Here is a 13,219-nt window from a genome sequence, read left to right on the forward strand (position 1 = left end):
TCGGATTTGGCCACGTGCGTGGATGAGCGCTGGACCATCGTGACGTCCGCGCCCTGCTCCCAGAGGTCGGCGCAGATGTCGTGGGCCGAATTGCAAGCGCCTAACACAACGCACGCTTTGCCCCGGTACGCTTCGCCGCTGGTGTACTTACTGGAGTGGCATTGCGTTCCCCTGAAGGCATCGGCGCCCGGGATTTCCGGGACGTGGGGCACCCCGGCCATGCCGGTGGCAAGGACCAACTGCTTGGGGCGAAGAACCATCGTCTCGCCAAGACGGTCGACCGTTACCGCCCACTCCTGCCTTTTCTCATCATACCGGGCGCCCTTCGCATTCGGTAGAACCCCAGTAGTCTAACTCCATGACCTTGGCGTACATCTCCAGCCAATCTGCGATTTTGTCTTTTGGAGAAAAGATCGGCCAATGGTCCGGAAACGGAAGGTAGGGCAAGTGGTCGTACCGGACGGGGTCATGCAGGCAGAGCGACTTGTACCGCTTGCGCCAGGAATCCCCGGGCCGAGCGTGCTTTTCGACGATGATGGTGGGCACCCCCAACCGTTTCAGCCGGGCCCCCAAGGCGATTCCCCCTTGCCCACCCCCGATGATGACGCAGTAGGGCTGCGTGGTGTGGCCGAGTTCCGCGGCTTCTTGAAGCCTGTGGTCGAGCCAGGTCCTGCGATTGGGAACCGCGCCGTGCTGAAGGCCGACGGCGCGAGTGGGGCCCCTTTTCTCCTCGAACCCCTTAAGCTCCGCCATCGTGGTCAGCAGCGTCCAGCACCGGTCGCCTTTGAGGCGGAGGTATCCTTTTCCCCTCGCCACGGCGGTTTCAAAGGTGAACCAGCCGCTGGTCACGCCATTATCCAAGGTGGCCTCACCTTCGAGTTGCCATCGGCAGGGCTGCGCTTGGGGTGCCGTTGCGTTTAACATCGCTTGAATGCTTTCTTTGCCTCCAAACGTTACGATGTTCCAGGTAAGCGACACCAAATCGCGCCAATAACAGTCTTCACCAAACATTTGCGTTGCCGTGGTGAAATCCGCCCGATCAAGTGCGCTGCCAAAAGCGGCCAGCCAATCAGCCATTTGTTGCGTTGGCGCATTCATATGCTTTTCCGAGTCGTTTAGACGCCTTCTGGGAGCGATGTGACAAAACCGGGTCTGGAGTCAGACGGACCTTCAGGTGAAACGTTGTCGCTCAACCCCCCCCAGCGCGGAGAGGAAAGTCGCTTTCCGCTCTTCACGAAAAAGGAAAAAGGCGACTAACCCCATCCTAGAGATTTCCTTCATGGCACGGCACGGGCCCCGGCGGCAACAACACGAAAGTAGTAGGCCGGCCGCCGCCCAAGGATACGGTATGAGCCGCTCCACTTACGCGGCGTTCCGGCGCGCAAACTCCCATCCACGGCACTCCGGCCCGCCGCGGCGGCCGGTTGAACTTACGCGCAGCCTACGGATGGCGGGACGTCACCTTGTGCGCGGGTCCGCGCGCGGCGGCGTCCGCCGCCAGCTCCCTGCAGCGGCCCAGATCCAGTTTGCCTGAGCCCAGGACCGGCAGTTCGTCCACTTTCCTGATGATCTTGGGTACCCAGAGATTCGGGAAACCGGCGGCGGCCAGCTTTTCCCGCACCTCGTTCGGCTCCAAATCGCGCGTGCATAACAACACCAGGCTCTCGCCTTTGGCTTCGTCCGGCACCCCGACGACCGCCACCATTCGGTGCTCGTCGGAACGAAGGTCAAACTGCTCCATCAGTTTAGTCTCGATCGCCTCGTGCGGCACCATTTCACCCCCGATCTTCGAGAATCGGGAGATCCGCCCTTCGATGTAAAGGAAGCCGTCCTCGTCAAAACGGCCCAGGTCACCCGTCTTGAACCAACCGTCCTGCAGCACTTCCCGGCTTCTTGCCTCCTCGTTCAGGTAACCTTCAAAGACATTCGGCCCTTTAAGCCAGAGCATGCCCAGCTGGTAAGGAGACAGGAGGGCGTTAGTCTCGGGATCGCGGATTTGGGCTGCCTGGCCCGGGAGAAGTTTGCCTACCGAGCCGGCGCGCGAAGCCGGTTCGCGGCTGTCCGTCAGGTGGCGCTTCGCCGAATTCGGCAGGTTAACGCTTACGACCGGCGACATCTCGGTCAGCCCGTAACCTTCATGCACCCGGATATTGAATTGGGCCTCGAACGTTTGGGCGAGTTCTCGCGGCAGCTTCTCCGCCCCGGCAATCAGGAGTTTGACGCTGGCGAATTGTTTCGGCTCGGAGCGCTTCAAGTAGCCGCGGAGGAAGGTCGGGGTGGTCGCCAGGAGGGTTACCTTGTAGCGCTCGATGAGTTCCGCGTTTTTCTGAACGTCAAGCGGCGACGGGTAGGTGACCGTGCGCACCCCTTTGATCAACGGGTGCCAGAGAGTCACCGTGCAGCCGAAGCTGTGGAAAAACGGCAGGGAAGCCATCAGGGTGTCACGCTCGCCGAGGTGCACCAGGGTCCGGAACTGCATCACATTGCCGAGGACATTGCGGTGACTTAAAACCACCCCTTTGGGTTCGCCCGAAGTGCCGCTGGTGAAAAGCAGCACCGCTTCGCGCCGGTCGCCCTTGCGAGGCAGCCCGAGCACCCGGCTTATTAACCAACTCGGCGTGATCAGGGTAAACAGGCGCCAAGCCACAATTTTCGGCTTCAGCTGCGGGATCAATTCTTCCAGCCGGTAAACCTCCTGCGGCCAGGGGAAATCCTGAAGGCGCTTCATCACCGGTCTGGCCGAGATGGCGTGCAAAATTTCCCCGCGGCGGATTGCGGACTCGAGCGCCGCGCGTCCGGCCGTAAAGTTCAGGTTCACGGCCACCTTATCAGCGAGGGTGATCGCCAGGTTCGCCACGATGGCGCCCAGACCCGGCGGCAGCACGATCGCAACCCGCTGACCGGCGCAATGACTTTTAATCCACCTGCTTAGTGCGATCGCGGCCGCCAGCAGGTTGCCGCCCTTCATCCGGCGGTGATCCATCCCGTCGATCACGAGTTCCTTGAATTGATGGCGCTTTAACCCTCGGACGGTGGCTCGCCCAAGGTGGCCGTCAAGACCGGGACGCTGCTGGAAACAAAGCTCACCCAGTTCAAGCAGCCGCTCCCTCACCGTCCCGAGGCTCGCTGCAGCCGGCGTCACCGGGGCGCCGAAGCTTACGGCTACCGGCGTCTGGATGCGTCCCGGCCACCTGACAAAGGATCCGCCGCGCTTTACCGAAAAAATTGAGTCCGCCAACGGCTCCAGCCACACGGGCACGGCCGGTCCTTCCGACCAGCGCGCGATGACCTCAAAGCCTTTGTGCAGCCGGACCAGGGTCCCGTTTCCGCCGAGTTCTCGTTCCGGAAAAATGCAGACCACCTCACCCCGGCGAATCCGGTCGACGGCTTTGTGCAAGGCTTCTTTCGTGCGGACATTCGCAATCGGGATCGCCCCGGCCAGCTTGAACACCGGCTTGAGCCAGGGAATTTCGTAAACCGAGCGGTGAACGATGAATCGAATCGGTCGCGGGCAAGCCAGTTGCAGTGCCAACGCATCCGCCGGGTTGAGGTGGTTCGGCAGGAGCAGAAAACCGCCTTCGGGCAGGTTCTCCAGGCCCGAAGGTCTTACCTTGTAGACCGCCCGGGCGACGGTTCGGAGCAGGGTTTTCGGTTTCTGGCCTGGGTGCGTGGGCATGATGGCAAATAGCGCAGTCAAGCTTCAGACGGCGAGATCGGAAGCTGGGAGTTAAAGGTGCAAGGCAACGGGTAAATTCTCCGCGAGGCCTGGACTGCGCATGGCTTGGAGGCCCAATGTGGCACAAACGGCGCCCCTGAAAAGCTTAAAGTGACGCGGCACGCCGCTTGCCACGCGCCTTGTGGGTTGCCTGGAGCTGTCCCGGCCGTTATGGTTGCGTCCCATGTCCGACACGCCGATGATGCAGCAGTACCTCAGCATCCGTCGCGGGCTGCCGGATCGCACGCTTCTCCTTTTTCGTCTCGGGGATTTTTACGAGCTGTTTATGGAGGACGCGAAGGTCGCGGCTGACGTGTTGAATGTAGCGTTGACCAAGCGAAACGGCATGCCCATGTGCGGCGTGCCCTTCCATGCCGCCGAGACTTACATCGCCAGGCTGATCAAGGCCGGGCATCGCGTCGCCATCTGCGACCAGTTGGGCGTGCCCCAGCCGGGTAAGATCGTCGAGCGCCAAGTGACCCAGATCGTCAGCCCGGGTACCGTGCACGACCTGCAGATCCTCGATTCGGGCCGGCATAATTTCTTTGCCGCCGCGCACGCGAGAAAAGGGCGGTTTGGGCTGGCCCTCCTCGACGTAAGTACCGGCGAACTCCGGATCACCGAGTTGCCCACCCGGGCGGCACTCAGTGACGAGCTGACGCGGTTTCTCCCTTCGGAATTGATCGTGGCCGAGGGCGGTGAGCTGGAAAACTTGTCCGGAGCCATGCCGTACGATGCGTACGCGTTTGAATGCAACCATGCCGAGGGCTTTCTGCGCGAGCATTTCAATGTGCGTTCGCTTAACGCCTTCGGCTGTGACGATCTGCCGGCCGCCGTCGGCGCGGCGGGTGCCGCCCTGCATTACCTCAAAAATCAGCTGCGACGCTCGCTGGAACACGTCCGCACCATGGGCGTGTTTCTCTCCGATCAACACGTCGCCATCGACCGCTCAACGCAGCAGCACCTTGAACTCGTGCAGCCGCGCGCAGCGGGCGAGGACACCAGCCTTTTGCAGGCCCTTAACCGGACGGTCACCCCCATGGGAACCCGGCTGCTGCGGCTGTGGATTCTCAAACCGTTGCGAAACCAGAAAGTCATCCACCGGAGGCAGGATTTTATCGAACGGCTGCTGGAACAACCGTTTCTGCTCGACGCCTGCCGCGAATCGCTGCGAGGCATCCGGGACATTGAACGCACGGTGGGACGGTTGAGCCAGGGTACCGGCAATGCCCGCGATTTGAACCTGGTGCGCTGCTCGCTCGAAGCGCTGCCTGATGTTCTCGCCCACTTGGAAGCGTTGCGTCACGCAGCGGTGATCGACGACCCGGATGCGATCGTCGGGCTATTGCAACGGCAGATTGCACCGTTGCCCGAGTTGCAGGAAATGCTGCGCACCGCACTCGTGGAAGAGCCGCCCGCCACCGTCAAGGAGGGCGGCGTGTTCCGGCCGGGATACCACCCCGGACTGGACGAGTTGCGCGAGGCGGCCGCCAACGGCAAGGCCTGGATCGCATCCCTGCAGCAGCGTGAAATTGATCGTACCGGCATCAGGTCGCTCAAGATCCGCTACACCTCGGTGTTCGGATACTTCATTGAGGTCACCAAAGCCAACCTGGATGCGATCCCGTCCGATTACGTCCGCAAGCAGACCACCGTCAACGGTGAACGTTTCATCACGCCGGAACTCAAGGACGTCGAGGGCAGGATTCTAGGCGCTGAAGAACGGTCGCAGGCGCTTGAGTACGAACTCTTCGTCGAGCTAAGGGGGCGGGTGCTTGAACATCTGGCCGAAATTCAGGCGACGGCCGGCGCCCTGGCGCAGTTGGACGCGCTCTGTTCACTGGCCGAAACGGCCCGTTTGTACGGCTATTGCCGGCCTGTGGTGAACGAAGGCGACCGGATCGCCATCGAAGAGGGGCGTCACCCGGTTCTCGACCAGAACATTGGCGAGGAAAAATTTGTCCCCAACGATTGTCTGCTCGACCTCCAGGACAACCGGCTTTTGCTGATTACAGGGCCGAACATGGCCGGTAAGAGCACTTTTATCCGGCAGGTTGCCCTGCTGGTGTTGATGGCGCAGATCGGCAGTTTCGTGCCGGCCCGATCGGCCGAGATCGGCGTGGTCGACCGAATCTTTACCCGGGTCGGCGCTTCGGACGACCTTGGGCGGGGGCTGTCGACGTTCATGGTAGAGATGAACGAGACGGCCAACATCATCCATAATGCGACCTCGCGCAGCCTCGTCGTCCTTGATGAAATCGGGCGCGGCACCAGCACCTTCGATGGGTTGTCGATTGCCTGGAGCGTCGCTGAACACCTGCACGACGTGCTTCAGGTCCGCACCCTGTTTGCCACCCATTACCATGAGATGACCGAACTGGAAGCGATCTGTCCGGGGGTCAAAAACTACAACGTCGCCGTCCGCGAGTGGAACGATCAGATCATCTTTCTCCGAAAAATTCAGCGCGGACCGGCCGACAAAAGCTACGGCATTCAGGTAGCCCGTTTGGCCGGGTTGCCTCAGCCGGTGTTGGCGCGAGCCAAAGAAATCCTCGCCAACCTGGAGGCTTCGGAGCTTAACGCGCAGGGCCGTCCCCGTCTGGCCGAAGCCAAGGTCTTCAAAGCGCGCCCCCGCCGGCATGAAGAGCCGAAGCCGCAGCTTAACCTGTTTGATTTCAGCCCCGGGCCCAGGGAGAAGTAATCGGAGTTCGGAGTTCGGAGTTCGGAGTTCGGAGTTCGGAGTTCGGAGTTCGGAGTTCGGAGTTCGGAGCGGCATCATTGATCCCGGCTGCCGGTGTCAAGCTCCGGTTTCGTGGATCTTTCTCTGCGTTCTTCTGCGTGTTCTGCGGATGATTCGGTTTTCCCGCCGGGTGAGCGCGACCTTCGGGGGAGATCGGACCCGTTTCTACGACGCCTCCGAACTCCAAACTCCGAACTCCGAACTCCGAGCCCCGAACGCCGAACTCTTTCCCCCTCTTCCCGCCGTGGTCGCCGTGTTCCGCCGGGGCGCCGTGTGAACTCTTACGTTGTGCCCGCCCAACCCGCTGTGCCCGCCGTGTGACGGTGTGACGGGCACTCACAACATCTCCGTGAACTGGTTCTGAAAACGGAGGACATCATGCAGGGTCACAATGCCGAGTAATTTTCCCTCCGGCTCGCTCGTGAGTAACACAAGTTCCTGCGATTCGTTCACCATGCGTTGCACCGCGTCCCGGATCGTGACCGAGGGCGGGACGCAAACGGCGGGCTCAGAACGGAGGGTGGGATCCGCGCCATTGAGAACCGTGCCGCGGCTGACTACCCCGGCAACTTTGCCGTCAAGCACGAGGGGAAGATGGCGATAAGGGATCGTGGCAAACAGGTCGGCAACCACCGTCCGGTCAAGACTGACGGCATAAACCGGCGCAAAATTGGCGATGCTTGCGACCGGCCGTTTTTGGAGTGCGGCCAGGGACCGCGGGGGGATGTGCTTCTCCAGGTCGATGCCGTCGCGTTCCAGGATCTCCGAGTAAAAATTAGTGTGGCATAAGGCGCGGCTCACCGTCTGGCTGACAAGGGTACCGATCATCAGGATTGGCACGAAGGTGAACTGGTGCGTCATTTCGAAAACGATGACGATCGAAGTCAAAGGCGCCCGAACGACTGCGCCCAGGCAGGCGCTCATTCCGGCCACCGTCAGCGCGATCCGGTCGGAGGCGCCCAGCGGCACAAGGTCGCCGGCGACCTGCGCGACCGCGAGGCCGGCTGCGGCACCGAAAAACAGCGTCGGCGAAAAGATTCCGCCGGCGCCGCCCCAGGCATAAGCCGCTATGGTGGCGGCCAGCTTGGCGACCAGCAAAACGAGGGTTGGACCGAAACCGACCTGACCTCTCAACATCGCCTCCAGGTCGTCATAGCCGAGTCCGAACACACCCGTACGGCTCACGAGAACAAAGGCCGCCAGCCCGAGCCCCCAGTTGATCAGGCCGCCCACGGTCGGACGAACGAATTCCGGGATCCCCTGAAGGCGCTTGATCTGTGAACGCCAGATCAGAGTGCTCTTCTGAAAGGTGCACCCGGCGAACGCCGCGAGCGCCGTCGCCGGGACAACCAGGATAAATGTCGGCCACGAAAGTCGCTGGATATTGGGGATGTCGAACGCGGGCACATTCCCCAGAAACAAATGGGTCACGAACGTCGCAACCACCGCTGCGACAAGCACCTGGGCGAAATAACCTCTGCTGTTCAGGTCTTCGACAATCTCCTCGAGCACGAACGTGATCGCCGACAAAGGTGTGTTGAACGCGGCTGCCAGCCCCGCAGCTGCACCGCTGAGCAGGGCAGGGCGCCGGGCCTGCTTGGCCAGCCCGAACACACCCGCCAGATTGGAGGCAACCGCAGCCGCGATATGGACGCTCGGGCCTTCCCGGCCCAGGCTCGAGCCGCCGCCGATCGCCGCGATCCCGCCGAAGAACTTGGCGATGATCACCCGTGCGCGTATGTAACCAAAATCGCGCCAGAAAATGGCTTTTACCTGCGGGATGCCGCTGCCTGCCGCATCCCGGCTGATCCGGGTCAGGATCAAACCGACCAGGAGGGTGCTTATCGTCAGGGCGAGAAAGCTGGCCAGCGCGAAGAATGGTTTGGAGAGCTGGAATGCCGGCACCCATAACGCGCGGTAAACGACCTGGATTCCACGCTGAAACGCCACCGCGGCCAGTCCCCCTCCAAGCCCGTAAATCACGGGTAGAAGGTAGGCACGCAATTCTGCCGGCAGCGCATCGCGGAGCCGGGCGAAGATAAGCCGGACAGGGTGGAGAGAATCGATTCTGGCCATTGGCGGAGCACCACGTCAAACAGACCGAATGTCGTCTTCAGCGCAACCTTTACCTGAGGCCCTGTGCCAAAGCCTGGCCTGAACCAGGCCGCCGGCATGCTGCCTGGTGTCGACCAGTTCCCAACGCCGCCGGCGCAGGAGAGCGTCACTTCCATACAGCCGGTCTGCTTCCACGGCGGCAACTACCCGGAAAAAACAATACTGCAGCCACATAAGCGCCTGGTGCGCACGTCTTGGAGGATCCGGCACAAAGTCAACGTCGATCCAATACGCTTCCGTTGCGGCGTGCGCATCGAGATTCGCGATCAGCCGCTCCTGGTTTGCAGGCGTGTAGAGGTCCAGCACGAAATGGGTAACGAAAAGGTCGAACGCAAAACGGCCGGGTGACCAGGTGCGCCCATCGCCGCACACGAAATTCGTCCGGGACCCGCGCGGATGCCTCTCACCGCGCCGGCGCGCCGCCTCCAGCATCCGCCGGCTGGGATCCAGGATAACCAAACCGGCCGTCGAGGGCACAATTCCAAGCGCCAGCTCCAGGAACCGCCCGTTACCCTCCCCGATGAGCAAAATCTGACGGGCGGTCGCGACCTGGTTGATGAACGAAGCGCGGCTGCGCTCGAGCGCGTCGCCGAACACCAGCCGTTCAAGGAATGGATAAAACCGGCTGACGCGATCAAAATCACACGAGCACACGGCGGGCACGGCGGAAGAGGTTCACACGGCGACCACGGCGGAAAAGAGGAACTTTGGGATCGACATCGGCGACCCACCCCCACGCTCGCACCCGATACCCGACACCCGATACCCTAATCCCCGTACCCTTTGGGGTGGGCCTGGTGCCACCGCCAGGCGCTTTCGATAATGTCGTGCACCTGGGGAAAACGCGGCGTCCAGCCCAGTTCCTGGCGGATTTTGGCGCTGCCCGCCACCAGTACCGCCGGGTCACCGGGCCGGCGCGGCGCGACGTCGGCCGGGATCGGGTGCCCCGTGATGGCCCGGGCGGAGTCGATAACCTCCTTGACCGTAAACCCTTCGCTGTTGCCGAGGTTGTAAACGCGGCTGCCCTGATCCAGCGCGCGCAGGGCCAGGATGTGAGCCTGCGCCAGGTCAACCACATGGATGTAATCGCGCACGCAGGTCCCGTCGCGCGTCGGGTAATCACCGCCGAAAATGAAGACCTTTTCCCGTTTACCCATCGCCACCTGGAGCACCAGCGGGATAAGGTGCATCTCCGGGTCATGATCTTCGCCGTGAGTTCCCGTGGCCCCGGCGGCATTAAAGTAACGCAGGCAGGCGTAGCGCACCCCGTAGATGCGGTCGAGCCAATGGAGCATTCGTTCCAGGATGAACTTCGATTCGCCGTACGGGCTGCCCGGTACGATGCGCTCCGATTCGTCGATCGGCATGCGCTCAGGCTGGTCAAACAGATTCGCCGTCGACGACAGGATGAAACGCTTCACGCCGTGGTCGACCACGCTCTGAAGCAGGTTCAGGCCGGTCGTGATGTTTTCGCCCAGGTACAAAAACGGATGTTGCATCGACTCGCCGACGAGGGTCTTGGAAGCGAAATGCATCACCGCCTCCGGTCGGTGCTCGGCTATTACCGAGTCGATCGCCGCCCGGTCAGCCAGTTCGCCCTCGATAAAAGCCGCATCAGGGTGCACTGCGGCCCGGTGTCCCTGAGACAGATTATCGAACACCACGACCGACTCACCCGCCGCAATCAGTTCCTCGACGGCCACGCTGCCAATGTATCCGGCCCCGCCGGTGACCAAAATTTTCATGAGTTTCTATGCGCTTCGTTCTTTGAAATGGATCTCGGCTTGCTCGCGAAGTTTTGCAGCCGCCTGCTCGGCCGTAATGTCGCGCTGAGCTTCGGCCAGCATCTCGTAGCCGACCATAAATTTTTTTACCGTCGCGGAACGCAGCAGCGGTGGATAGAAATGGGCGTGCAGCTGCCAGCCGGTCACTTCGGGTGCTTGCACGCCGTAAGGCGCGCCGTGCCATCCCATCGAATAAGGAAACGAGACCTCGAAAAGGTTGTCGTAGCGCGTGAGCAAACGCTTCAGCATCTGCGCCAGCGTCGTCCGCTCGGATTCCGTCAGGTCTGGAAACCGCAAGACATGCCGGCGGGGCAGCAACAACACCTCGAAGGGCCAGGTGGCCCAGTAAGGGACCATGGCAACCCAATTCTCGTTCTGGACAATGATCCGTTCGTCGGACCGGTCTTCTTCCACCTGCAGATAATCCAGAAGCAACGGCGAGCCGTGCTCCTCGATGTACGCCCGCTGTTGGCGATCCTCTTTGGCCGGTTCGTTCGGCATGAAGTCGCCGGCCCAGATCTGGCCGTGGGGATGGGGATTTGAACACCCCATAATGTCGCCTTTGTTCTCGAAGACCTGCACCCAACGGTACTTGCCTCCGAGTTCGGCCGATTGCTCCGCCCACACGTCCACCACACTCCGGATGGCTGGTTCGGGCATCTCGGGCAAAGTCCAGTCGTGCCGCGGTGAAAAGCAGATCACCCGGCAGCTGCCTGAGACCGGTTGGCCGTGCAGCAAGCCCCCCGCTTCATTGACTTCCGCCGGCGCGCTCACGCCTTCGGGCCGGGGGAGCATGGCCGCGAAATCATTGGTGAAGACGAAAGTGCCGGTGTAAGGCGGATTCCTGGCCCCGCCGGCACGCTCGTTGCCGGCGCAAAGGTAACACTTCGGATCGTAGGCCGGCCGCTGCGCAGCCGGCGCGCCTTCCTGGCGGCCCTGCCAGGGTCGCTTCGTGCGCTGCGGCGAAACCAGGATCCATTCGCCCGTGAGGGCGTTATAGCGGCGATGAGGATGCTCGAGAAGCGTTGGATTCATCTTTTCTATTCTATATCGTTTGCCCAAAACCTTTTGGGGACGACCACGGCTCGTTCAGGGGGGAAACACCTTTGATTACGGATGGTATTGGTATCGCTCGCAAACGGTATCTCCTCTCCTGCACCGGTCCCCGCCGCGGCCGCGCACAGCGGTGGCACGGCGCTGCGCGTCCATTCCATTCCCCCCCTAATCGTGAAGCAGCCGGGCGCCTTGCGATGGCTTGGTCAAAAGCACTTTGCAGGTAGCCCCCGTTTTCCGGTGGTACGCGCCGGGTACCGACTCGAGGATCGCAGGCGCCTGGGCCTCTTCCACCAGCCAGATGGTCGCGCCCCCGAACCCGCCTCCGGTCAGGCGAGCCCCCAGGACGCCCGGAGTGGACGCGGCAATCTCCACGAGGCTGTCCAGAAAAGCGGTGCTGTTTTCGAAGTTGCGCCTGGAACTTTCGTGCGATTCAAACATCAACCTGCCGAATTCATCCAGGCGGTTTGCCTCCAGCGCCGCCACCCCGGCCTGCACCCGCTCGATTTCGCCGGTAATATGCAACGCACGCGCACGCGTTACCGGGTCAAGTGACGGCGCCGCTGCAACCGCTTTTGAAGTGACGTCGCGCAGCGCCCGGACCCCGAGCGCCGCTGCCGCAGCCCTGCATTGCGCGCTGCGCTCATTGTATTCGCCGCCGCTCAACTCGTGCGGTACCCCCGAGTCGACCAGCAGCAGCGCCGCATGCGCCGGCATCGGCACCGTCGTGGCGCTCGCCTCGCGAAAGTCCAATCGGATCACTTCACCCTCCCGCCCGAAAACCGAGGAAGCCTGATCCAATAAGCCGCACTTGACGCCCACGAATTCGTTCTCGGCCTTTTGACAGAGCTTCGCCAGTTCCATGGGCTCAACGCTCAGCCCGTAAAGGCTCAAGGCGGCCAGTGCCGTCGACACTTCAAAAGCCGCTGAACTCGACAGACCCCATCCGAGCGGCAGGTTGCTGCTTACCTGCATGCGCAAGCCGCCGACGTTTAGCCCGGCGTCACGTAAGACCTTGATGACCCCGAGCGGGTAATCGGCCCAGCCGGAGTCACCCCGCAACGGTTCCGGTCTATCGAGAGATGCCGTGGCTTGGCGTCCGTTCGTTTCGGAACTCACTTCCAGAACGTTCGAGTCGAGCCGTTCGGCCCGCGCGGTGACGCCCAGATCAATGGCCGCCGCCAACACCAACCCTTCATTGTAGTCCGTGTGATTACCCAAGAGCTCCACGCGTCCCGGGGCAAACGCAACGACGGTTTTAGACATGCACTGGTTCCACTTTGGTTATTGAGGAGCAGCCTCACGCGGCACGTCACCCTTTTGCCGCGCCGGGACATCCACATCCATTCTGATGGCTTGGTGAAAAAGGGGGAAGGCAGCGCCGGTTACGCTAGTCCTGCCGGCAGGCGGTTCGCAAGGGATTTTTGGTCACACCGCGGGCACAACGACAGAGTTCACACGGTCACACGGCGGCCGCAGCGGGTTTGGCGGGCACAACGACTGAGTTCACACGGCGAACACGGCGAGCCACGGCGACCACGGCGGGAAGACTAAATCATCCGCAGAACACGCAGAAGAACGCAGAAAAGAGAAAACATCCACAGATTACACAGATTAAGGGAACCTGGCGGCAACTCTAAGGTTGACACTCGCACCCCCCATGCTGCCGCTCCGAACTCCGAACTCTTTTCCCTTCCCCCTCTTTCCGCCGTGTTCGCCGTGTGAACTCAGTCGTTGTGCCCGCCAAACCCGCTGTGTCCGCCGTGTGACCGAACCCCGACCTTCTTTATTTGTAACAGTTTTTTCGGTTGT

The 13,219-nt window shown here is 61.8% G+C and carries 7 protein-coding genes and 1 pseudogene; 1 reads left to right on the forward strand and 7 read right to left on the reverse strand.

Translation table 11 applies throughout. From position 1 onward, the window contains the following. Together JO015_12825 and JO015_12830 are read right to left on the reverse strand one after the other, a co-directional pair. Positions 1-1,098, reverse strand: a pseudogene (locus JO015_12825) (NAD(P)/FAD-dependent oxidoreductase). Positions 1,099-1,441: 343 nt separating this feature from the next. Further along, positions 1,442-3,676, reverse strand: coding sequence for an AMP-binding protein (locus JO015_12830; GenBank protein MBV9999981.1), 2,235 nt, complete (start codon positions 3,674-3,676; stop codon positions 1,442-1,444). A gap of 223 nt (positions 3,677-3,899) precedes the next feature. Between JO015_12830 and mutS the strand changes: the two genes are divergently transcribed. Beyond that, positions 3,900-6,416, forward strand: coding sequence for a DNA mismatch repair protein MutS (mutS, locus tag JO015_12835; protein MBV9999982.1), 2,517 nt, complete (start codon positions 3,900-3,902; stop codon positions 6,414-6,416). Positions 6,417-6,791: 375 nt separating this feature from the next. Here the strand turns inward: mutS and JO015_12840 are convergent, their stop codons facing one another. From JO015_12840 to galK, 5 genes are all read right to left on the reverse strand, one after another. Further along, positions 6,792-8,531 carry a chloride channel protein gene (locus JO015_12840; GenBank protein ID MBV9999983.1) on the reverse strand — a complete coding sequence of 580 codons (1,740 nt, stop codon included), beginning with the start codon at positions 8,529-8,531 and terminating at the stop codon, positions 6,792-6,794. A gap of 15 nt (positions 8,532-8,546) precedes the next feature. Then, entirely contained in the window at positions 8,547-9,233 is a 687-nt protein-coding gene (locus JO015_12845; GenBank protein ID MBV9999984.1) for a class I SAM-dependent methyltransferase, read from the reverse strand. 104 nt (positions 9,234-9,337) lie between these two features. Next, complete coding sequence (gene galE / locus JO015_12850) at positions 9,338-10,315, reverse strand: UDP-glucose 4-epimerase GalE (protein ID MBV9999985.1); 978 nt, start codon at positions 10,313-10,315, stop codon at positions 9,338-9,340. Between the two features lie 6 nt (positions 10,316-10,321). After that, the gene (locus tag JO015_12855) at positions 10,322-11,398 is read right to left on the reverse strand and encodes a UDP-glucose--hexose-1-phosphate uridylyltransferase (GenBank protein ID MBV9999986.1); all 1,077 of its coding nucleotides are present in this window, start codon (positions 11,396-11,398) and stop codon (positions 10,322-10,324) included. A gap of 177 nt (positions 11,399-11,575) precedes the next feature. Beyond that, a complete protein-coding gene (gene galK, locus JO015_12860; GenBank protein MBV9999987.1) occupies positions 11,576-12,673 on the reverse strand; it encodes a galactokinase in 1,098 nt (365 codons plus the stop codon). Positions 12,674-13,219: the final 546 nt, after the last annotated feature.

It is taken from the genome of Verrucomicrobiota bacterium (assembly GCA_019247695.1).
In the GTDB taxonomy this organism is placed as follows: Bacteria; Verrucomicrobiota; Verrucomicrobiia; order Chthoniobacterales; family JAFAMB01; genus JAFBAP01.